The following is a 23,309-nucleotide window of genomic DNA, read 5'->3' on the forward strand; positions in this document are numbered from 1 at the left end:
CAAAAGATCATGCTTAACTATTTTTAACAATATGTAACAATAATTAACACTATTCCTATACACCTTTGCCTTCAGTTAGATAAAAACTATTTTTTACAGTCAATTCATTTTTATGACATGCGTAACACCTACAATAAATAAGGCAGTTTTTTTGTTGTCAAAGTTTAGCCTAGTCGTGCTCATCATTTCGCTTTTCGCCTGCACAAAAGATGGAACGATCAGCTTAAGTAACACGAATGATGTTATTGGAGCGGAGATTTCAGATAGCACAACAGTCAAGCTGGCAACCTACCAACTTGATCCTTTGCCCTCCAGTGGTCAAGGGGTACTCCTCGTTGGAAGAATGGAAGATGCCGTATCAGGAAATATAGCTGTTTCCAGTTATTTTAGGATAGGCAATTCTGCCGTTAGCAGTGCAAGTTTGCCTGACGATGCCGTTTTCGATTCCTTATCATTAGCACTACCTTATCAAGGATATTATTATGGCGATACCACCATAGCACAAACGTTTACCGTCCATAGCGTAACGGAAGAAATAAAATTAGTTGATGAATCGAATGCTTGGGAAGATGACGAGAAACCCGTATTTGCCAGTGGGTCTACCTTATTTACCAACAGCAGCTTCAGCTATGAACAGCAACCTTTGGGTACTGTAGATTTCCATCCAAAACCCAACAGCAAGTCCGATACCGTTTTTGTTCGGTTGAATCCCTCTTTTGGTGAAGATTTATGGACAAAAATAAAGGATAAAAGTAGCCAGGTTACTAATTCGGAAGAATTTTTGGAATACCTGAAAGGCTTTGTATTAGTTCCTTCCGGAAAAGCATCCGCAATAACGGCTTTTCCAACGGATTCCATCTTAATGAATCTCTATTATTCTTATACCCGTACCAGTGACGGAAAGAGAATTGGTGCAAAGCTACAACTAAAGGTGGACGATAATACGTATCAGTTTAACAAGCTCGATATCGATCGTAGCCAAAGTTTATTAAAAGCATTACCTGAAGGTGTTAAAGGTGAATTATTAGCTTCCGAAACGAATCAGCAAGCCGTTTTACAAGGACTTACTGGTTTGGTTGCCAAGATACACTTTCCATACCTCCATGAGTTTGTGAACAGAAATGACGTCATTATCAACAGAGCTGAACTTATTATTGAAACGCCTTCTAGTTCTTATATACCGTATACCCCTCCAGCATCACTAAATATCATGTTAGCCGATCAATATGGTGTTCCCAAGTCTTTGCTAACCTCAAGCTATGAAACGACAACGCAAACAGCTTCTTTAGTAAAAGATCTCAGTGGAGGGACGGCCAGCGGTACCTATACGTTTAATTTAACAGAATACGTAAGCAACTATCTGGGCGCCAATGAAGATAAAAAAAGCTCTTTGTATTTGACGATCCCCACAGCTGACTTATTGACAAAAGTAGATCGCTTACTCCTTGGAAAAGGGGAAGGCAGCCCAGCCATTAAACTTCGCATATTATATACTAAATACTAATAAGATGAAAACGACTAAGTTTATTAAATTGACCATGATGGTTTTGGTATTGATCACCGCTGCCGCCTGCAGTAAAGATCAAGAAGACGATGATGATGAAGAATGGGTGCGCGGTGTCGACTTTGATGGTCTTCCCAGGAGCGGGGCAGCAAGTTTTACCATTAACGAGGATGTTTATTTAACTACGGGCTATGGAACGAGCAGTACCCGCTTTAAAGATACATGGGTTTACGATATTAATAGCGCTACATGGATGGAAAAAGCTAATTTTCCAGGCGAAGCACGTAATAATGCTGTGGCTTTTACCCTTAATGGAAAAGGTTACGTTGGCTTGGGCACCAATGGCACGAAAATGTTTAAAGATTTTTATGTATATGATCCGCAACAAGATTCTTGGAGCCCGATAGCTGATTTTCCCGGTGTTGCGCGGTATGGAGCAGTAAGTTTTGTGATTAATGGCGTGGCTTATGTCGGTTGCGGACAAGATGTTGACGCTCAGGACTACAACGATGTGTACACCTATTCGCCTAGCAGTGATAGTTGGACGAAGGTGAATAGTACACCAGAGAAACGTAGTTTTGCCTTCAGTTTTGTGATCAATAATGTGGCCTACCTGGGAGGAGGAACAAACAATAATGCTTATGTTTCCAGTTTTTATGCTTTTGACGGACAAAATTGGAGTACAAAAGAACCACTTAGTGGCCGAACAGATGATTATACCTACGACTTACGTCGGAACTACCCAGCTGTTTTTGTAATTGGCAATTATGGTTTCATCACCGGGGGTACAAATAGCTCAACGCTCAGCTCGACTTGGCGTTACGATCCATCGGTGGATTATTGGATTGAACATGATGATTTTACCATTAACGGTGCATCATCAAGGCAACAAGCTGTTGGATTCTCATCAAATGGTGTAGGTTATGTTGTAGGCGGAAGAAGTGGTAGTACACCTTTTGATGATATCTGGAAGTTCACACCAGATTTATCGAAACACCCCAATGAGTAATAAGTAGCGCATCAAGAAGCGAAAGGGGTTTTTTCGACCCCCCTTCGTTTCTTGATGATAAGCAGGAATTCTTTAGGCTAATTCCGCAGATTTAGCCCAAATATTAATTGAACCATCTTGGGCATAGCGGTCTATATGTTGTAACTCTTCTGTTGTGAAATCCAGATTTTTAATTGCGCCAACACAATCCTTTACCTGTTCGGCTTTACTGGCGCCAATTAAAGCAGATGTGACTTCCTTCTTTCTTAATACCCAAGCAATAGCCATTTGTGCCAATGTTTGACCGCGTTGTTTAGCGATCTCATTTAATGCGTTAATATTTTTCAGGTTTTTTTCATTCAAAAAATCCGGATGAAGTGATTTATGCTGCATAGCCCGGCTATCTTTCGGTATATCACCTAAATATTTTGTTGTCAGCATACCTTGAGCAAGTGGAGAGAATACGATTGAACCCATACCAAGATTGTTCAGGGTATCAAGTAAGCCGTCATCCTCTACCCAACGATTAAGCAGTGAATAGCTGGGCTGATGAATGAGACAGGGAGTGCCTAAGTCTTTTAATATGGCTGCTGCTTCACGTGTTCGTTGGGTATTGTAGGAAGATATGCCTACATAAAGCGCTCTACCTGAACGAACGATATGATCCAAAGCGCCCATTGTTTCTTCTAAAGGTGTATTTGGATCAAAGCGATGAGAATAAAAAATATCCACATATTCCAATCCCATCCGCTTTAAGCTCTGATCGCAACTGGCGACTAGGTATTTTCGACTCCCCCATTCTCCATAAGGTCCAGGCCACATATCATAACCTGCTTTCGATGAGATGACCAGTTCATCGCGTAAACCCTTAAAGTCTTCTTTTAATATTCTTCCAAAGGCTATTTCAGCACTACCAGGAGGAGGACCATAGTTATTGGCTAAGTCGAAATGGGTAATACCTAAATCGAATGCCGTTCGACAGATCTCTTGTTTGGTTTGATGTGTGGTATCATCACCGAAATTATGCCATAAACCTAGCGATAGGACTGGTAGCTTTAAACCGCTTTTTCCGCAGTTTCTGTACACCATTTGCTTGTATCGGTTTTGATCAGGAATCCAATTCATTGTATTATTCGTTAATTTTTCTGGTTTAAAGATACGGTAATCCACGCACAGCGCATAGGCTAAATAAGCTTCCTTTTCTCGAAGTGCATCAATTCAATACCCGTTTTTAGAGATACTGCTACATTTTTAACATGGATGCGGGTTAATCTTAGCTACCCTGCCCTACAGAATCTTGTTGGCTTGCAATCACCTGCTCACGCTTATGCTGTTCTTCCGCTATCTTTTCCAAGTTGGGTTTTAATTCATTCAGTAGATCCTTTTCAGCGATTTCATTAGCTTTAGGATCTTCAGCAAGTTTTAACCAAGGTTTCATACCTTCATAATCATAAGTCCCAAATACGAGTACTGGAGTACCTTCTGCCAATACATGCTGATTCTTTTCTACAATCCATTCGTCAGCCCAATCGTATAGCCACCTTGCATCGTTCTCTAACAAGCGCAGGCAAGAATGCGAGGCAGGATACCCTGGCATGGTATATTGATGCCAACCAATCCCCTCTTTATTATGGATATTAAAATTCCAGCGTAGAAGCCATTCATCATCTGCAGTACTAACATGTTCTTCTGCTTTCCAATTCGTAAACGCTAAGCCTGTTTTTGTGGGGTGTATTTTACTTCCCATACTGCTAGGGCCCCATCGTACCAAATGTCCATGTTCATATGCTGCAAACGCCTGTATAGGATAGGCAAAGAATACCATTTTCGGTACAGAATCTAAGGCTTCAATTTGTAAGGGAAAAGGCGAATAACTATTGATATCCGACCACACGGAATCTGGAATGACAATGGAATCAATCCGGTTGAAATTCGTAAAATCAACCCTGTTTAACGCTAAAATGATATGTTGTTGTGCTGCGGTATACTTTTTTTTGAAGGTTGTCAGGGCCGTGTCGTTACCTTTAACAGCCATCATTTGATAATTGGCGTTGTAACGATCAATCTTTGGGATGTTATTTTCCAAAGAGTCTGCTTTTTTTGTCGATATGCCCGCGTTACGGTTATCTCTACAGGCGATGAAACTGATTACTAGAAAAAAAATAAAGCTTGAGTAAATGGATGTTTTTAGCATAGGTAATTGTTTTAATTTTTATTATAACATTTAAAAGAGGACATTTGTTGACGAGATAAGAATATAAAGCCATTTGCAGTGATATGATTTCTGATACTACTTATTTAGGTGCACGAATGGTTTCCGGCGCGCTGGAAAACTATTTTAAAGAGCATGCATACCAATCATTAGACGAGAGCCATTACTTACCGGCAGCAATTATTGAAGCCCTTATTGATGCTTCTTTTTGGGCAAGCTTGAGAAAAGAAGAAGGATATTTACCTAAAATTTCTGTGGCACTGATTCCGCCAGATGTGGCTACAGATCCCTTGCGTTTTGCTACACCTGTTCGGTTAACGCCGCACCATTTGGTAAAGTTATCGCCCGCTGTTGTACAGCCGAGTATTCATTTAGGGGTATGGTATACCGATAATGATGTATTGATTTGGGGTACCATTCATGATATACCCGATTCATGTCTCGTGTTAGAGGTTATAGAACCTGGATTATTGGTGATCAAGCATAAGCGACAGGAAGGCTATGGAAAGTATGTCAATATTGCAGTATTAAAAGGCGATCAAGTGAAGTTGGTAGATGATAGGAGCTTAGGTTTGACGGAATATCCAGATTTGCTGGCATCTTTATTGGGTAAGTCGCTGGCAATTGCTCTAGATGAGCCGATAAATGTTTTAGTGGAGTTAGCCGTAGCAATGCGACGGCATGCCCGCGGAGGACTGTTACTATTAGTGCCTCCAGATCAACACCAATGGAAGGATTCGATCGTGCATCCGATAAGTTATATTATTGATCCCATTTACGGTGGTTTAAGTGATCTGATACAACGCTATCCTATGGATCGTCGCCGAGCGGATTGGAAATCTAATATATTAAAAATAATTGATATTATCGGAGGTTTCACCGCCATCGATGGCGCCACGATTATGACTAAAAATTACGAATTTTTAGCTTTTGGAGCCAAAGTGGGAAGAAACCAAAAAAATGCTCAAGTACCTAAAGTGCTCCTATCCGAACCTATTGTGGGAAATGAGGCAGAAATTGTCGATCCTGTCAAATTAGGTGGTACACGTCATTTGGCAGCAGCACAATTCGTACATGACCAACGAGAAGCTATGGCTTTGGTCGCCTCCCAAGATGGCGTATTTACGGTGTTTGTTTGGTCCGCCCCTACGCAAATAGTGCATGCGCATCGGATTGATGTATTGCTGCTTTAGATAAGGCTATGAACATCCATTTCCTGTTAACTTTTCATGCTGACACTTCCCAATTTGACAATTCTTATTCATGTATAATAAGTGATAAAAAAATAATTCGGTTACGGATAGTTAGACAAAAAATTTTATCTTTAAAGTGCGAAACAATTTAAGAGAAAATCAATGTTTAATTCATCAAATTTAGCAATCAAAGATAAAGTCTGGCGGAGAGCGGGTGTAAGTCCCGTAACCTACAAGTTCTCTTGTTGTTTCGCAGCACCGTCAGACCTCTTTTTAAAAATAAAAAATTATGCGAAACAACAAGAGACAAACAATCAAGCGACCCGATGTGCGTAGCCTGAAAATCCAACCAAATATCAAAATTAATCGCTGGAGCCAGACCACAGTTCCCGTAATCAGACTAAGCGGACTTTGGCTTGACAGTTAGGATTTACTCCCGAACAACGAGTGACAGTCACAACAATGGACAAATTGCTCATTATTCGGCTGGACGAGAATTAAAATCGAAAGCCGTCAGTTCGGTTTGAACTGACGGCTTTACTTTATTCAAACATAAACTCTTCATTGACCCTTATTCAACAGGTTGACAGAAAGCCCAACCCTCGCGAAGCCCTTGCCTGTTTGCAATCATGGTAAACCGATACCGCATAAATGACAGAAAGAACGAATAACGTCGAAATATTTGAAAACAATAGGGCGAGAGGTTATAATCAGTTTGTAGAAACGTGGATATCCAATTATCACTATTTCTTAGACCGAAATATGTAGAAATTATGGCGTACAAACCCTTAATCAAAAGCTGACAGAATTGTCAAAAACGACCTGCAGATTTGGATAATTAAAAAGCACAATCCGACAAAAAAGGACTTTGAGAAAAACTATTTTAGTAAAAAATCTTACTCTAAAAGTTGTATAATCGGACAACTTTTTTGCATCTTTGTACTAATATGGAAAGTGAGAAAGTACGACATATATTTTTGTACAAAGATTATTTCTCTGGCTTTTACGAAAAACAAAAGCAGAAAGTAAAAGAGAAAATCATTTGGACATTCAGAGTAATTGAAACAATTCCGCAAGTTCCAAACGAATATCTAAAACATATTGAAGGAACGGACGGTTTGTATGAAATCAGAGTTCAATTGGGTAGTGATATATTTAGAGTTTTCTGTTTTTTTGATGAAGGAAAATTAGTCGTATTGGCAAACGGTTTTCAGAAAAAGACACAGAAAACACCGAAAAAGGAAATTGAAAAAGCATTAAAAATAAAAGAAGAATATGAAAACGATAAAAAATAAAAACTTAAAATCTCTTGACCAATTTGTTGATGAACAATATGGTAAAAGAGGAACGGAAAAACGTGAAGATTTTGAAAAAGGATATGAAGAATTTAAATTTGGATTTATCCTTCAACAAGCCCGTATCGAAAAAGGTATGACACAGGAACAACTTGCTGAAAAAGTAGGTACGAATAAGGGATATATCTCACGAGTTGAAAATAACATTAAAGACGTTCGGATTTCGACCCTTCAAAAAATCATAGAAAAAGGATTGGGAGGACATTTAGAACTGTCGATAAAGATGTAATGCGTCCGCTAATAGTTGACAATAAGCTATTAAGACAATAAATTTCCACAAGCGAACAACCAAAATAAGAACAATTTGAAATTGATAATTAATGACATGCTAAAATGGGATAAAAAATTAAAATGACTATTTTAGATAAATATGAATTCAATTGCCTTTATAGACACGGAGATTGAACCAAAAAGCCGAAAAATTCTTGACATTGGAAGTGTCAAAAGTGACGGCAATTCTTTCCATTCAAACGCTATTGCTAATTTCATAAAGTTTCTCCATGGGGCACAGTTCATTTGCGGGCACAATATTTTAAATCACGACTTACCATATATTCAGAAAGCCATTACAGATGCAAACGTTAATGTTGCCCAGACCATTGACACGTTGTTTCTCTCTCCCCTTTTGTTTCCGGCAAAGCCATATCACGCTTTGCTCAAAGACGACAAACTACAAACCGAAGACACAAACAACCCGCTTAACGATGCTATAAAAGCCAAAGACCTTTTCTTTGATGAAGTTGCTGCATTCAAGCAAACGGACGAAAAACTAAAACATATTTTTTATTTGCTATTGAGAGAGCAAAGGGAGTTCGCTGCTTTTTTTCGCTTCATAGCATACGCAAACAGCGAGATACAAACAGAAAAACTAATTCGTGAAAGATTTCCAGCTGTTATTTGCGAACACGCCGACCTTCCGAAAATAATTTCGGAACATCCGATTGAATTAGCTTACGCTTTAGCACTTATCAATTGCAACAACCGGTATTCGATAACACCCCCTTGGGTTTTAAAAAACTTTCCTAAAGTTGAACGGATCATGTTTCTTCTTAGAAGCAAGCCATGCCTTACCGGTTGCGCATATTGCAATCAAGCGTTGGATATACACAAGGGATTAAAAAAATATTTCGGATTTGATGCTTATAGAACTTATGCGGGTGAGCCATTGCAGGAAAACGCCGTTCAGGCAGCGGTTGACAACAAATCACTATTGGCAGTATTTCCGACAGGTGGCGGCAAATCTATTACATTTCAAGTTCCTGCGTTGATGGCAGGAGAAAATGCAAAAGGTTTGACCGTTGTGATTTCTCCTTTGCAATCGCTGATGAAAGACCAAGTCGACAATCTGGAAAGAATTGGAATTACAGATGCGGTAACGATCAATGGCTTGCTTGACCCGATTGAAAGAGCAAAATCTATTGAAAGAATTCAAGACGGCAGGGCATCTATTCTTTATATCTCTCCTGAATCGCTTCGTTCAAAGACGATTGAAAAATTACTATTAGGCAGAAAAATTGTCCGCTTTGTAATTGACGAAGCACACTGCTTTTCTTCGTGGGGACAAGATTTCAGAGTTGATTATCTATACATTGGTGATTTTATCAAATCGCTTCAGGAAAACAAAAATCTGGAAGAACAAATTCCTGTTTCTTGTTTTACGGCCACCGCAAAACAAAAAGTCATGGAAGACATTTGTACTTACTTCAACGAAAAATTGGGAATCAAGTTGGAAATATTTCCTTCAAAGGCAACAAGAACAAATCTGCACTACAAGGTTTTTGAAAAAGGAGACGATGAAGCAAAATACAATACGGTTCGTGACTTAATGGAGGAGAAAGATTGTCCGACGATCATTTATGTTTCAAGAACAAGACGAGTAAGAGACCTTGCCACAAGGTTAAGCGAAGATGGATTTAATGCAAGAGCATTTCACGGCAAAATGGAAAGTCAGGAGAAAACCGAAAACCAAAATGCTTTCCTGGCAGGAGAAGTTCAAATTATGGTGGCCACTTCTGCCTTTGGAATGGGGGTCGACAAAAAAGATGTCGGCATGGTCATTCACTATGAAATTTCCGATTCATTGGAAAACTATATTCAGGAGGCAGGCAGAGCAGGACGGGATGAAAACATGACAGCCGACTGTTATGTCTTATTCAATGAGGAAGATCTTAGCAAGCATTTCATCTTGCTGAACCAAACCAAACTCAACTTGCATGAGATAAAACAAATATGGAATGCCATTAAATTCATTACCAAATTCAAACCCAGTGTGCAAAAATCTGCTTTAGAAATTGCAAGAGCGGCAGGTTGGGACGACAACCTGAAAGAAATTGAAACACGGGTTACAACTGCAATTGCAGCGTTAGAAGAAGCCGGCTATGTGAAACGCAAACAAAACATGCCAAGAGTATTCGCCAATAGCATTTTATCCAAAACGGCACAAGAGGCAATTGATAACATCATGCGTTCTCAAAAATTCAGCGAAAAGCAAAAAAAAGACGCAACTAGAATTATTAGAAGTCTCTTTTCCAGCAAAAGCAGAAAGCAAACAAACCTCGATGAAGCAGAATCAAGAGTCGATTACATCTCCGATAATTTAGGTCTCCATATTAAGAATGTGATTTCCATTGTCAATCTATTGCGTGAACGAACGACAGTTTTAGCTTGTATAATCTTGCAGAGGTTCGTTTCTTTTTGAATGAATTGAATTTAGACGATGATTCGTTTATTATCAGTGATGATGTTTGGGGAAATGCAAAAAGAAACCTGATCGATAGGTTTAAACTAAGCTCAAAATTTGACATCTGTAATAACCTGATTAAAGACTTTGAAGCAATAAATACGAAGTGGAAATACAAATCAGACTTTGAAGTTTTTATCCGGGAATCAAAACTGGAAGATTTCATCAGCGCAAACGGAGAAACAATTTTTGTTTCAACCATTCATAAAGCGAAAGGCAAAGAGTTTGACCATGTTTTTCTGCTTCTTGAAAACTTTGATGCACGGGAAGATGAAAAGAAGCGACTGCTTTATGTTGCTATGACAAGAGCAAAACAAAATTTGACTATCCACTTGAATGGTAATTATCTGGATAAGTTAAAGACCGAAAAATTAGAAAGGGTGGAGAACAACAACACATTTCAACCACCAAGCGGACTGGCATTGCATCTTTCGCACAAGGATTTGAACTTAGGGTATTTTGAATATGTTCAGAAACGGGTAGATACATTGACAAGCGGAGATTCAATTACTGTTTCTGATGAAGGTTGCAAAAACGAGAAAGGAGAATTTGTTTTAAAGTTCTCCAAGAAATTCCTTGAAAGATTAGGTAAAATACAGGAAAGCGGTTTTGAATTGAAAGAAGCAAAAGTAAATTTCATTGTTCATTGGATAGATAACGACAAGAAAATTGAGGTAAAGATTGTTCTTCCTGAATTGCATTTTGAAAAAATACGAATGTGAATGGAAAAATTGATTAACGACAATACCTGTTGGTCATCCGGGATCGGGGGTAGTCGCTGTTTTTTTAAGTGACAAACGGACACTTAATCGGACAAAAGCGCCAGATTCGGACAAAAGCGCCAAATTCGGACACACCTATTTTTCGTTTTACAGAAATTTGTCTAGTCAAAAGGTGAGGCGCCGCCTGCGACAGTATTTTTTTGTTTAACGTTTAAAATTTTTAATGATTATGGCAATTCAATTCAACATTGTAGAAAAAGGGAATCCTAGCGACCTAGCAGCTCCCAAAAAGTTTTACGCCTGTCCAATCTCTGCGGGCGAAATTACCCTCGAAGATCTGGTAGACGATATCTCCCACGCCTCCTCGGTAACGGAAGCTGATGTTTATGCCGTTTTGCAGAACCTGGTCAGGGAGATACCCAAGAATATTGCACGCGGCTATATTATCCGCCTAGGCAACCTGGGTTCCTTCCGTCTGGGCAGCAACAGCATGGGCAGTGCTACGGCGGAAGAGGTTGATGGCAGGAACATTATCCGTACGCGGCTGCTGTTCCATCCCGGTCCTAAGGTTAGGAAGGAACTATTGGGATTAACTTTTAAGAAAAATTAGGTATAAGCAAACCTAGACGCTCTAGGCGATGGCCGGTATCCTTTGGGTACCGGCCTTTTTTGTGACCAAAAAGCCTGAAAATGGTCTATATCATTTTTAAAATCACCTAATCCGTTTCAAAAACGGTTTAAGCGACTTGATAAAATGGTTTAGATGACTTTGTAAAACGGTCTAAATGTTTTTTTGGACTGGTTTTTTAGCCTGATTTTCTTATTATGTTTTCTTTTTAGTTAAAATTGGACAATGATTTTGATCTACCCCAAACTCGCTTTCAGTTGTTCTAATAAATCATTCGTACGGGTAGCCTTCACTTTGAGCTTACGCACTTTAGGTCGTTTACCCTTTGCCCGTTCTTTAATAATCTTCATTAATTCATGGCTATACTCATCTTTATAATCGCCAACATTGAACGACGTGCTGTGGTGTTTAACCAATTCGAGCGCCATATCCATTTCGGCCTTCGTTAATTTTATATTGCCTGGAATGGTTAAGTCTTCGGTCGACCGGATTTCCTCCTCAAACCGCAGTTTGTTCAAGACCAGCATATTGTCTTTGGAACGGATCATACAAAGATTTTCTCCTGCGCGCATGACAAACGTTGCAAGCCCAGCCATCTCAGCTTTATCCAAAGCCTTCACCAGTAAATGATAAGCCTTCTGCCCACCTTTTTGAGGTTCAACATAGTAGGGCGTTTCAAAGTACATACTGTCTATTTCTTTCTCTTTGACGAACGACTGAATATTAATCATTTTGTTCTTTTCTGGACTTGCTTCTTCAAAATCTGCTTCTTCTAAGATGATATAATTATCGTTTAGCAGATAGCCTTTAACGATATTATCCCAGTTAACCTCTTTACCGGTATGCTCATTGACACGTTGATAGCGTATTCTGGAATGATCTTTACGATCCAGCATGTCCAAATCTAAATGACTTTGTTGGGTTGCGCTATACAATTTTATCGGAATATTTACCAATCCAAAACCAATTGCTCCTGTCCAAATTGCTCTCATAGTACATTTTTCGCTATTGAAAGAATAACAGCTAAATATCTGTTAAGTTTGCACTTTTAAAATTGTTTACAATATCTTATATTCGGCCCAATATTTATGGAGCAAGTAAAAAACGCAACAAAAGCGATGATTTGGTTCAGTTTTTGTTTATTGCGTTTTGATTTTGGAAACAAAATTTGTGTGTAAAACGTATTAAAGGAGAATTATGTATTGGACATTAGAATTGGCTTCGCATCTGGAAGATGCTCCTTGGCCAGCAACAAAGGACGAACTAATTGATTATGCCATCCGTTCTGGTGCGCCAGAGGGTGTATTGGAAAATCTAAATGAAATGGAAGATGATGGCGAGGCCTACGAAAGCATAGAAGAAGTATGGCCTGATTACCCCACTAAAGACGATTTTCTGTTCAATGAAGATGAATATTAAGCAATTGTAAGGCGTCGTGATCATTATATAAATACACGACGCCTCTTTTTTTGTCATTTTGTCAGTTATACCAAACCTTGCGCCAGCATGGCGTCTGCAATTTTCACAAATCCGCCAATATTTGCCCCTCTTTCGTAATTGATATAATCATGATCTTCTTTGCCATGTTTTACGCAGAGGGTATGGATCTCACGCATAATTTGCTGTAATTTGGCATCCACCTTATCGCGCGTCCAAGTATAGCGTAAAGAATTCTGGGACATTTCTAAACCTGATACTGCAACTCCGCCAGCATTAGCCGCCTTACCTGGGGCATAATAAATTTTATATTGATTAAAAACGGCAATAGCCTCTGGTGTACAAGGCATATTAGCACCTTCGGCAACACAGAAACATCCATTCTGAACAAGTTTCAACGCATCCTTTTTATGCAGTTCGTTCTGGGTAGCATTGGGAAGAGCAATATCGCCTTCGACTTCCCAAGGTGTCTTTCCCTCAAAGTAATCGCAATTATATTTTGTGGCATAAGCGCTAATTCGACCCCGTTCATCATTCTTTAATTTCTTTATGTAGGCTAATCCTTCTAAATCAATTCCCTTTGGATTATAGATATAACCATTAGAATCGGATAAGGTCAGCACTTTTGCTCCTTCTAAAATGCATTTCTCAGCAGCAAATTGCGCCACATTGCCCGAACCGGAAATAATGATTTTTTTATCTTTTAAGGTTTCTTTTTGTCGCTCGAGTATTTCCTTTACAAAATAAACTAGGCCATAACCGGTAGCTTCTGGCCGAATTTGACTTCCCCCCCACTCATACCCTTTTCCAGTAAGTACGCCGGTAAATTCTCCTTTAATGCGCTTGTATTGACCAAAGAGGTAACCAATTTCTCTGCTGCCCACACCGATATCACCGGCTGGAACGTCGATATCCGCTCCGACATGGCGGTATAGCTCCGTCATAAAACTTTGACAAAATTTCATGACTTCATGATCTGACCTTCCTTTTGGATTGAAATCCGATCCACCTTTACCCCCACCCATCGGCAGTCCGGTTAAACTATTTTTAAAAATCTGTTCAAAAGCCAAGAACTTAAGTACGCTTAGGTTGACGGATTCATGAAAACGCAAGCCTCCTTTATATGGCCCGATAGCGCTATTCATCTGTACCCTAAAACCTCGGTTTACTTCTACTTCTCCTCGGTCATTTAACCAGGGTACACGAAATATGATAACCCGCTCAGGTTCAACTATTCTTTCTAAAATACGGGCCTCTCGGTACTTTTTATGATCTTGAATGTAAGGAATAACGGTTTCTGCTACTTCGGTTACGGCTTGTAAAAATTCGGATTCTCCTGCATTTCTTTTTTGGACTTGATTGATAAAGTCCTCTTTTGATAAATTCATATATAAAATCAATTTAATATAGTATTGTGGTAACAATGGGGAGCGTAAAATACATAAATTTCATCAATTCTACTTTTGTTTTTTGAATTTATTTTTTCCAATAGTTGCTATCAACCATTCATAAATGGTCGATAGGCTGTTTTACGTAGTCTTTTAAACGGGACGGGCTGGTCTATATGTGGCCTTTAAGCGGTTTTATTTTTTCCGGATGCTTTTGAGTATAGGTCGTAATTAAATGCATCATATAGTCGTTGGATGGATAAGGAGTAAGATGCTCTTTGATTTCTTCTGGGTAGATAAGAGCGCTCTCAAAGCTGATGTACCCCATTCCATAAAACTTACCTTTTTCAATCCAAATACAACTCTGTTCGTCAGGAGTCCGCCCCTTATCCAGTAGACAAAAGGAAGGTAAGCTTTCTTTTAACTGGTGTACAGCTGTTTCAAGCCTCGCATTATAACGGTTTGGATCTTCCTTAGCAACACAGGCCCCTAAACATGGGTTATCTGGAGTGGATAAACAGGAGCCAGCAGTTTTATGCACATGGCATAATTTTGGGCAGAGTTGATAGTCGCGTATTAAGGTATTCAGTAGCTGATAAGCGTCACTTAACTGACCAAAAGCGTAAAGAGCCTTTTGGTATCGTTGGTGTTTATTAATCGCTAATCGTAGGTAACCCCGCTGATCTTCGTATAGATAAAGACCATATTTAGGTTCGAAACGTTTTAGTGCCCGGTTATTTTCTGGCCAAAGCCGTTTAATTTCGGATGCTTCCAGTAACAATGCCATTAATTCCGTACCGCAGTTAACAAAATCGACCGCATAAATATGGCGCATAAAATTTTGCCGTTGCGGATTTGGGTTTTGGCCAGCGAAATGTGCAGCTACCCGGCTACGAATATTTTTTGCTTTTCCGACATAGATGGTTTTGCCCTTTTGATCTTTGAAATAATAAACACCTGGGGATGTAGGAAGTGATTCGATATGCTCTTTTGGTAAATGAGGAGGTAAAACTTGTTCCTTAGATGTTTTCTTGAGCATTTGTTGAATTTCGCCACGATCCTGTTCCAATAGCTTGGAAAAGAGAATAGCGGTGGCCTCTGCATCACCGCCTGCGCGATGCCGGTTATTAATCGTTATATCTAACTGTTGGCACAATCTTCCTAAACTATAAGATGGATAGCCCGGTAATAATTTCCTGCTTAATCGTACGGTACATAATTTAGTTGCGCTCCATGAATAACCATGGATTGCAAGATGGTGTTTTACAAAGGAATAATCAAAATTTACGTTATGGGCAACAAATACTTTATCATTTAACAAATGATAAATTTGGGCTGCTATTTCTGCAAATGTCGGAGCATGTTTCACCAATTGATGGTCAATACCTGTAAGTGCCGTAATATGCAAAGGGATCTCTTGCAAGGGGTTAATTAACGTTTCGAAGGTGCTTTGCACCGTTGATCCATCATGAATTAGAATGGCGATTTCGGTAATACCATGGCCAGCAGCGTAAGCACCGGTCGTTTCAATATCTACTATGGCATATTCCATGCTAACAAAATTAGCATATTTTTTTGAATTGTATATTACTTTTTAAGTTGTAGGTCTTTACACAGAAATTCGAACATCTCACCAGGATTAGCACCGATAGCCAATGCAATGAGGTAAAGCTCGTCTACACGTAAATGGGATTTTGGATTAAGCGAAAGCTGACTTAATCGATAAGTACTCAGACCCGTTTTTCGGGATACTTCGGCTTTATTGATTGATCGTTTTGCTAAGTATAATCCTAATGCAGTCAAGTTTATTATCTCCGTAATTTATTGCTATAAAAATACTTTAAGAACACGTACCTAGCTTGATTAATTGTAAATGGTTGTTTTTTTCTTATATTTGTAGAGAAAAAGCAAATGTTTTGTAGAATAAATTCAAGCAAAAAACCTAAACTTATGGAATTAGCTGAAAAACTGAGATTATTGCGTTATTCATACGATTACAGTAAATCATATGTAGCTTATAAATTGGGTGTAGATGTCAACGATTATCTAACCATGGAATCCGGCGAGCTACCGCTAAGTTTGACCCAATTGGAAGCGCTGAGCGAGTTATACCAATTGAAAGCAATTGAGTTGGCAGAAGACGGTGCCACGAATGAGTATACCAATTGGCAAGGACTTGTGGAAAATTGGGATAATATATCCGAGAAGGAACGTTGTGAGGCTTCCATTGCCGATATTAAATCAGAGCTTGCCGACATTAAAGAAATACTATATACCTTAATAGAAAAATTAGGTATTTCCTAAATTCTATTACTTAATTTAGCGCAGCAACACTTCTTTTAGCAATCGCTTGTCTCCATCTATTTTCTGATTATTCACTAATCCTAATAACTCGACAAGCAGGGGATAAATATGGATATTTTCAAAGGCTGGGATACACATATCTTTTTTAAAGGCCGGACCCCATGCGATAAAGGTAACTTTCATTTCCGGTGTTTCATCGGGATCATAACCATGCCCACCGGGATGCGGTTTATTACGGGAGAAATAATAAGGTGATTTAGCTAAAAGTACGATATCTCCTATCCGGTGATGCACATCTTCTTTTTTGCTGAAATGATATCGGGAGGGCACCTTATTTTTGAGGTAAGCTTGGTAGCGGCCATCGTCTGTATGAACAGCCTTATAGATGGTTTTAATTTTCTTTTTGTTTTTAACGTAAAGGTTTACGATAGTGCCGTTATCACTTACTTGTACTTCGTTGGTATCAATCGTTATCGGAAGTTTTAATGGATGTAAGGTATCAATGCTCGTCATGCCATGATCAGAAACAAAAACAAAATTTACAGGCAATTCGGTTTTGGCTACAGCTTGATTTAGCGCATAAACAGCAGAATCAATAAAATGGACGGCCTTTTCCGTTTCAGGTGCGTCAGGACCAAATAAATGTCCTATATGATCTACTTCCGGTAGATAGAACGTAATGAAGTGAGGCCGTTTAGCTGGCGGCAAGGATAACCAGTTAACTACCGTTTGTATGCGCGTGGCTATTGGTATTTTTTCATTATAAGCGTAATAATAAGAAGGTAAAATTCCGCCAATGGCTGCTTCAGAGCCTGGCCAATAAAAACAAGCACTCAGCATACCTTGCTGTTCGGCCAAGGTCCAAATCGGTATTCCTCCATACCATATCGGATTGGTTACGGCTTTTTTATTTCCCAGACTGTATCGGCTGTTGGAGAAAGGATCAATCATATTGTTTCCAATCAATCCATGATGTGCAGGGTATAGACCGGTAACGATCGTATAATGATTAGGGAACGTAATGGATGGAAACGACGGAATAAGCGCTTCTGCCTTAACTCCCTGTTTAGCGAGACGTTTCAACTCTTGTGCATGATATTTCTGTAGGTAGTCATAGCGAAAGCCGTCTGCTGAAATGAGAATAACATAAGGCTTTTCTTGCTGTTGCGGTGCATTATTGCGGTTAGGAATAATTTTTTGGGTGGTGTCCTGTCCGTAAGTAACGCCTAAGCTTATTAATAAGTAAGCTAAAATACCGTAGACAAAAATATCCTTTCTATTCATAGTGCGATATTACGAAAATGGAATGATTTAAATGTTTACTTTGTAGGTCCTATCTATCGAATGAAAAAGGCTGTCTCTATAGAAGAAAGACAGCCTTTTAATACATATAAGCTGAAACCTAATTAAAAATATATCTTAGCCCTAACTGGATCTGATATCTGGAGTCAATCGACGTATTATTTCTGAATGTCGTTGTCCCCAAGTTTTGATTAACGGTATAGGTAGGGGTGTTGTCAACGGCTCCTTTATATTGCAGGAAATTGGTCATCGACGGAACTTTAGTTACACCCCATTTACTGTTCAATAGATTACCTAAATTGATAATATCGATAGAAGCCTGTAACCTGTGGCTATTGTTACCTTTGATCAAGCCGGTAAGTTCCTGCATGAAGCGTAAATCGAAACGGTTCATCCAAGGATATTCCCCACCATTGCGCTCTGCATATTTACCTCTTCTTGTGCTAAGGTACTTATCCTGATTAATGTAAGCATCTAAACGAGTCCATTGCTGATCGGCCGTTTCTGGATTATCTCCAGTAATATCAACCAATACAATATCGTTACGATCCTTTGGAACATACATCAAGCTATTTGAAAATCTGCCTCCAGTATTGGTGATATCTCCTGAAACCACATAATTAAATCGGGTATCGCCATAAGCATCACCATAAGGACGGCCTTCATAATATAGACCGACTTTCGAAGGTAAGTTTTTGGTAATGTTGAAATTAATGTTCACCGCAGCTACGATTCTGTTCCGCACCACAAAAGAAGAATAAGCAATAACCGGATGATTAGGATCGTTTACAATCGCATTGCCGGCATAAGCCGAGTTAGCTTGTGAACCTGGGCTTGAAGTGATGTCTTTCGCATCACTATGGGTATAAGCCACCATCGCATCGCCAAATTTGCCGAATTGTTTCTGCAATTGTAGTGTGATGTTATAAGCGTGCCCTTTGCTGGTATTATCTAATACAATCGCATTGGTAATGTTTTTATTGACTCTTGATGCATCGCTACCACCTTGAAAATAATCCCGAGTATCTCCTGTCCCTGAATATTGGCCTGCGGGATTTAGAAGATTGGCATCCCGATGGTAAACCTCGTTAATCGATTTAGTATACATGCCTTCTAAGGTTGCTAAGATACCATAAGGTAACATGTAATCAACTCCTAAACTGGAACGCCAAATTTGGGGCATTTTGAAGTCCCTTGACGTTGCATTGATAGCAAACGTAGACGGTGTTGTTGGGTTAGCCGGTATATAGGCCGATGGATCCGGATTAAAGGGCCTATCCACTATTCTTCCAGTTTTAGGATCGGCTGTTAAATAATCGTTTCCAAACATTAATCCGGTATTTCCAGCTTGGTTAGTTAACCATACCCCCGGTACCCCGCCAGTGAATATGCCGGTTCCACCACGTACCACAACCGACTTGTCTTCCGTAACATCCCAGTTAAAACCAATTCTTGGCGAAACAAGTATTTTTGTTTTGGGCACTTGACCTACATCCAATTTTTCGCCATCCCGGAAAGTCATCTCCGTAACTAGAGGATTGGATGCAATATCTGCTGTATAGATCGGGACATCTGCCCGCACACCGTAGCTTAGTTTGAAGTTTGGCTTTACAAACCATTCGTCTTGCGCATAGACAGCAATAGGCACCATGCTGAAATCTGCATAAGGACGTGCTACACCCGGTATGGCAGAATAGGTCAGTTGATACAAAGATGGGTGAACCGAATTATCGCCATTGGCAGCAGCTATGAAATCGTCTACAGAGTCATAGCGGAATTGACCACTATAAAACTGTGCAAAAGCGTTGCTGAATTTTTGATAACCCACAGATCCACCGAAGGTTAAGGTATGATCACCCTTGAAGAGATTGAAATTATCGGTTAAAGTTACAATATCCTGATTCAACGCATTCAGGCTACTAAAAGGTTCCGCACCAAAGGAAATGTAATTGCTACTACCATTATTAATATCCACCACAGGAAAGTTTGATCCCATGATATCACGGTAATCGCGAAAAGCCGAGTAAACCACCTGTAGGTTATTAGCCATCTCGCTGTTAAAACTGGAATTCAGTTCCGCAGTGATGGAATTAATTTTATTGTACTGGCGGTAACGCATATTCGAGAAAAATAACGAAGTCGTTCCTGGCCCTCTAAAATTACCTCCTGAATTTGATCCGCTAGGATTAATATCCCGGTAAGAATTCAAGTAATTGTAACGCAAGGTCAACTTATGTTTGGTATCGATATTCCAGTCGATCCTTGCCGTAACATTATCAGCATGCTGATCATTATCAAAGCCTTCATAAACACCTGGGTCATAATTATATTTACTGATCAACACTTCTTTAACCCGATCGAGATCACTTGCCAGTACATTGGAAATATTGTCACCAGTAGTTCCGCGGTTTGCTAAGTAATTACTCCCTGGAGTAGTTCGACGGGTAATCTCGCCATTGACGAAAAAGAATAGTTTATCTTTAATGATTGGCCCACCTAAACGGATACCGAATTGTTTGTTGGAGTAGGTTTCGTTTTTAGGAAGATCAACGCCATCTACTTTATATCCCTGTAGGTCTTGATTTTTATAATACGTATAAACTGAGCCCGAAAAAGTATTGGTACCACTTTTGGTAATGGCGTTAACACCCGCTCCAGTAAAGCCACCTTGCTTTACATCATAGGGTGAAAGGTTAATTTGAATTGCTTCAATTGCATCTAACGAGAACGGCTGTGCACCGGTTTGCCCGCCGGGCAAGGAAGATAATCCAAATACATTATTCATTTGCGCACCATCCAAGGTCAACGAGTTGAAAAGACTATTTCTACCTGCAAAAGAAAAGCCATCTCCTTGAGAGTTGGCTTGTGGTGTCATACGGGTAAGGTCCGTAATACTTCTGGAGATAGCAGGCATCTCTTCAATTTTCTTTCGGGAAATAGCGGTTGATACCCCCGTCTTTTTGGAGTTCAAAGCTCCTTCTGCTGTAACGGTAACTTCATCGAGCTCAACTCCACCGGTTAAGGTGACATTCAGTACATAAGGTTGTCCTAACTGCAAAAAGATATTTTCATATTTTGCGGGCTTACTACCTATGTAGGTTACTTCTACCGTATACGGTCCACCCACCCGCATGTTAGCTAAATTAAAACGTCCATTTTCATTGGTTGATCCGCCATAAACAGTACCGCTAGGCATGTGCGTCGCTTTAATGGAAGCGCCAATGGAAGCCTGTCCATCCGATTCCAATACGGTACCACTCATACTACTCGTAGTCACTTGTGCGTGTACAAGCGCTACACCGAGTAACAAAATAAAAGAAAGTAAAAACTTCTTCATGTGTGTGTTAAATTAATGGATAATTTTTGTTTGTTTTTCGGAGCAAAATTAAGTACATGCAATCAAAAAACTGCACGTTTTATATTAAGTTAGTGTTAACTTAATACGTGCTTGACGCTAGGAAGATCAGAGGCTTCTTGATTATATGTTAGTGAAACATAGCTTTTTTTAAATAAAATGAAAAAAAATATACCCTAAAATGGTTTTATTTCATTATGTTTAATATAGTTTCACCAATAAAATGTTGATTGTGGATAACTTTTTTGCTGTTTATATGAAAATCTTCTCACTAAATGTGGTGCATAGGATTTTTTTGTAACAAAAACTGAATATCTTTTATGACAAAGTGACCGATATTTATTGTTTTGCTTGAAATTGCTGACTTAGCTTCACAGTTTTTCTTTCAAACATCAACTTTACGTGCTTTATTGCTATTATTTTAACCATAAACAGCTTTATTATTAGTCTAACACTATTTTTTATCATTTACGTGGTGCCATTATCCCGATTGGATAAACTTATTTAGATAAAGAACCTTTTTTATAAATGCTTATGAAAGGTGCTCTTCATATACGTCGAATCGTCTTCTTTCGTTTAAATTCCAAAGACAGCATTTCCGTTAAAGAGGGTATGACGAATAACAGACAAGCATAATGTTCCAATTCTAAGAATTTTTATTAGGTTTGCGGGAGCGATATCTGTTAAGCGAGGATATATACATTATAATGGGTATTCTGCTCGTTGTACAATTGAAACGAATTAATTATTATAGGAATGAATTACGACATCATTGTAATTGGAAGTGGCCCAGGAGGCTATGTTGCAGCAATCAGAGCTTCTCAATTAGGCTTTAAAACTGCTATTGTTGAACGGGAATCCCTTGGTGGAATTTGTCTGAACTGGGGTTGTATCCCAACAAAAGCGTTGTTAAAAAGTGCACAGGTTTTTGAATATTTACAGCATGCTGCCGATTATGGTATTAACGTAAATGGTGGCGAAGCTGATTTTACAGCGGTTATTAAACGTAGCCGTGGCGTAGCGGATGGCATGAGCAAAGGAATCCAATTCTTGATGAAGAAGAATAAAATTGATGTGCTAATGGGTACTGCCAAAATTAAAAAGGGTGGTAAAGTTGAAGTGAAAGGTGGAGATGGATCAACAAAAGAATATACCGCTAAACATACTATTTTGGCTACAGGTGCTCGTTCGCGTGAATTACCTAATCTAAAACAAGATGGTAAAAAGATTATCGGCTACCGCCAGGCCATGAATTTGGAGAAACAACCCAAATCATTAGTCGTTGTAGGCTCAGGAGCTATTGGCGTTGAATTCGCTTATTTCTATAATGCCATTGGTACCAAGGTCACTATTGTAGAATACCTAGATCGCATTGTACCGGTGGAAGACGAGGAAATTTCTAAACAATTGGAGCGAAGCTTGAAGAAGGCAGGCATCGATATTTTAACCGGCGCGGAGGTTACTGCCGTTGACACATCTGCTAATCCTAGTAAAGTAAAAATAAAAACCGCAAAAGGCGAACAGACCATCGAAGCTGAAGTGGTTCTATCGGCTGTAGGCATTACACCGAATATTGAAAACATAGGCTTGGAAGAAGTTGGTGTAAAAACAGAAAAGGGACGTGTTGTTGTAGATGATTTTTATAAGACTAATATAGAAGGTGTGTATGCTATTGGTGATATCGTTAAGGGACAAGCCTTAGCCCATGTGGCTTCTGCCGAAGGAATTACCTGTGTAGAAAAGATCAAAGGCTTGCACGTTGAACCCATTGATTATAATAACGTTCCGGGCTGTACCTATTGTTCACCTGAAATTGCCTCAGTGGGCTATACAGAGAAAGCTGCAAAGGAAGCTGGATATGAAATTAAAGTGGGTAAATTTCCATTCTCTGCTTCGGGTAAAGCCAGTGCTGCCGGTGCCAAAGATGGCTTTGTGAAGGTTATTTTTGATGCAAAATACGGCGAATTCTTAGGAGCACATATGATCGGAACTAATGTGACCGAAATGATTGCTGAAGTGGTGGTTGCCCGTAAGTTGGAAACAACCGGACATGAAATTATAAAAACTATACACCCTCACCCAACCATGAGTGAAGCCGTAATGGAGGCTACTGCGGATGCTTATGGCGAGGTTATACACCTTTAGTCAATTAGCCGATGCATCAATTGGCTAATTAGCTAA

19 protein-coding genes are annotated in these 23,309 nt (G+C 39.3%); 11 read left to right on the top strand and 8 right to left on the bottom strand.

Annotated elements, in window-relative coordinates:
• The first annotated feature begins 151 nt into the window (after positions 1-151).
• Entirely contained in the window at positions 152-1,504 is a 1,353-nt protein-coding gene (locus ABD930_RS11975; protein ID WP_345231962.1) for a DUF4270 family protein, read from the top strand.
• Between the two features lie 4 nt (positions 1,505-1,508).
• A complete protein-coding gene (locus ABD930_RS11980; RefSeq protein WP_345231963.1) occupies positions 1,509-2,513 on the top strand; it encodes a Kelch repeat-containing protein in 1,005 nt (334 codons plus the stop codon).
• 72 nt (positions 2,514-2,585) lie between these two features.
• Here ABD930_RS11980 and mgrA read toward each other — a convergent pair whose 3' ends face one another.
• Positions 2,586-3,617: an L-glyceraldehyde 3-phosphate reductase gene (gene mgrA / locus ABD930_RS11985; RefSeq protein WP_345231964.1), complete on the bottom strand. Its 1,032-nt coding sequence runs from the start codon at positions 3,615-3,617 to the stop codon at positions 2,586-2,588.
• 148 nt (positions 3,618-3,765) lie between these two features.
• The gene (locus ABD930_RS11990; protein ID WP_345231965.1) at positions 3,766-4,686 is read right to left on the bottom strand and encodes a L,D-transpeptidase; all 921 of its coding nucleotides are present in this window, start codon (positions 4,684-4,686) and stop codon (positions 3,766-3,768) included.
• Positions 4,687-4,769: 83 nt separating this feature from the next.
• Between ABD930_RS11990 and ABD930_RS11995 the strand changes: the two genes are divergently transcribed.
• From ABD930_RS11995 to ABD930_RS12020, 6 genes are all read left to right on the top strand, one after another.
• Positions 4,770-5,897, top strand: coding sequence for a putative sensor domain DACNV-containing protein (locus ABD930_RS11995; protein ID WP_345231966.1), 1,128 nt, complete (start codon positions 4,770-4,772; stop codon positions 5,895-5,897).
• Between the two features lie 947 nt (positions 5,898-6,844).
• Positions 6,845-7,192: a type II toxin-antitoxin system RelE/ParE family toxin gene (locus tag ABD930_RS12000; protein WP_345231967.1), complete on the top strand. Its 348-nt coding sequence runs from the start codon at positions 6,845-6,847 to the stop codon at positions 7,190-7,192.
• Positions 7,173-7,481 (top strand): helix-turn-helix domain-containing protein, encoded by a 309-nt coding sequence (locus tag ABD930_RS12005; protein WP_345231968.1) that lies wholly within the window; start codon positions 7,173-7,175, stop codon positions 7,479-7,481. The genes ABD930_RS12000 and ABD930_RS12005 overlap by 20 nt, the downstream gene beginning before the upstream one ends.
• 141 nt (positions 7,482-7,622) lie before the next feature.
• On the top strand, positions 7,623-9,950 hold the full coding sequence (locus ABD930_RS12010) for a RecQ family ATP-dependent DNA helicase (protein WP_345231969.1): 2,328 nt from the start codon (positions 7,623-7,625) through the stop codon (positions 9,948-9,950).
• A 5-nt stretch (positions 9,951-9,955) separates the two neighbouring features.
• Entirely contained in the window at positions 9,956-10,714 is a 759-nt protein-coding gene (locus tag ABD930_RS12015) for a 3'-5' exonuclease (protein ID WP_345231970.1), read from the top strand.
• A 229-nt stretch (positions 10,715-10,943) separates the two neighbouring features.
• On the top strand, positions 10,944-11,324 hold the full coding sequence (locus ABD930_RS12020) for an HU family DNA-binding protein (protein WP_345231971.1): 381 nt from the start codon (positions 10,944-10,946) through the stop codon (positions 11,322-11,324).
• A 254-nt stretch (positions 11,325-11,578) separates the two neighbouring features.
• Here the strand turns inward: ABD930_RS12020 and ku are convergent, their stop codons facing one another.
• A complete protein-coding gene (gene ku, locus ABD930_RS12025; RefSeq protein ID WP_345231972.1) occupies positions 11,579-12,334 on the bottom strand; it encodes a non-homologous end joining protein Ku in 756 nt (251 codons plus the stop codon).
• A 205-nt stretch (positions 12,335-12,539) separates the two neighbouring features.
• Here ku and ABD930_RS12030 point away from each other — a divergent pair, with 205 nt between their 5' ends.
• Positions 12,540-12,761: a DUF2795 domain-containing protein gene (locus ABD930_RS12030; protein WP_013666684.1), complete on the top strand. Its 222-nt coding sequence runs from the start codon at positions 12,540-12,542 to the stop codon at positions 12,759-12,761.
• Positions 12,762-12,826: 65 nt separating this feature from the next.
• Here the strand turns inward: ABD930_RS12030 and gdhA are convergent, their stop codons facing one another.
• The 3 genes from gdhA to ABD930_RS12045 all read right to left on the bottom strand — a co-directional run bounded on the left by gdhA (position 12,827) and on the right by ABD930_RS12045 (position 15,970).
• Positions 12,827-14,167 (bottom strand): NADP-specific glutamate dehydrogenase, encoded by a 1,341-nt coding sequence (gdhA, locus tag ABD930_RS12035; protein WP_345231973.1) that lies wholly within the window; start codon positions 14,165-14,167, stop codon positions 12,827-12,829.
• A gap of 172 nt (positions 14,168-14,339) precedes the next feature.
• Complete coding sequence (locus tag ABD930_RS12040) at positions 14,340-15,719, bottom strand: exonuclease domain-containing protein (protein ID WP_345231974.1); 1,380 nt, start codon at positions 15,717-15,719, stop codon at positions 14,340-14,342.
• A 35-nt stretch (positions 15,720-15,754) separates the two neighbouring features.
• On the bottom strand, positions 15,755-15,970 hold the full coding sequence (locus tag ABD930_RS12045; RefSeq protein ID WP_345231975.1) for a helix-turn-helix domain-containing protein: 216 nt from the start codon (positions 15,968-15,970) through the stop codon (positions 15,755-15,757).
• Positions 15,971-16,117: 147 nt separating this feature from the next.
• Between ABD930_RS12045 and ABD930_RS12050 the strand changes: the two genes are divergently transcribed.
• Entirely contained in the window at positions 16,118-16,471 is a 354-nt protein-coding gene (locus ABD930_RS12050) for a helix-turn-helix domain-containing protein (RefSeq protein WP_345231976.1), read from the top strand.
• A 15-nt stretch (positions 16,472-16,486) separates the two neighbouring features.
• Here the strand turns inward: ABD930_RS12050 and ABD930_RS12055 are convergent, their stop codons facing one another.
• Both ABD930_RS12055 and ABD930_RS12060 read right to left on the bottom strand, forming a co-directional pair.
• Positions 16,487-17,755: an alkaline phosphatase family protein gene (locus tag ABD930_RS12055; protein WP_345231977.1), complete on the bottom strand. Its 1,269-nt coding sequence runs from the start codon at positions 17,753-17,755 to the stop codon at positions 16,487-16,489.
• A 118-nt stretch (positions 17,756-17,873) separates the two neighbouring features.
• Positions 17,874-21,110 carry a TonB-dependent receptor gene (locus ABD930_RS12060; RefSeq protein WP_345231978.1) on the bottom strand — a complete coding sequence of 1,079 codons (3,237 nt, stop codon included), beginning with the start codon at positions 21,108-21,110 and terminating at the stop codon, positions 17,874-17,876.
• A 774-nt stretch (positions 21,111-21,884) separates the two neighbouring features.
• Between ABD930_RS12060 and lpdA the strand changes: the two genes are divergently transcribed.
• Positions 21,885-23,273 carry a dihydrolipoyl dehydrogenase gene (gene lpdA, locus ABD930_RS12065; RefSeq protein ID WP_345231979.1) on the top strand — a complete coding sequence of 463 codons (1,389 nt, stop codon included), beginning with the start codon at positions 21,885-21,887 and terminating at the stop codon, positions 23,271-23,273.
• Positions 23,274-23,309: the final 36 nt, after the last annotated feature.

This window comes from Olivibacter ginsenosidimutans (assembly GCF_039542865.1).
GTDB lineage: Bacteria > Bacteroidota > Bacteroidia > Sphingobacteriales > Sphingobacteriaceae > Olivibacter > Olivibacter ginsenosidimutans.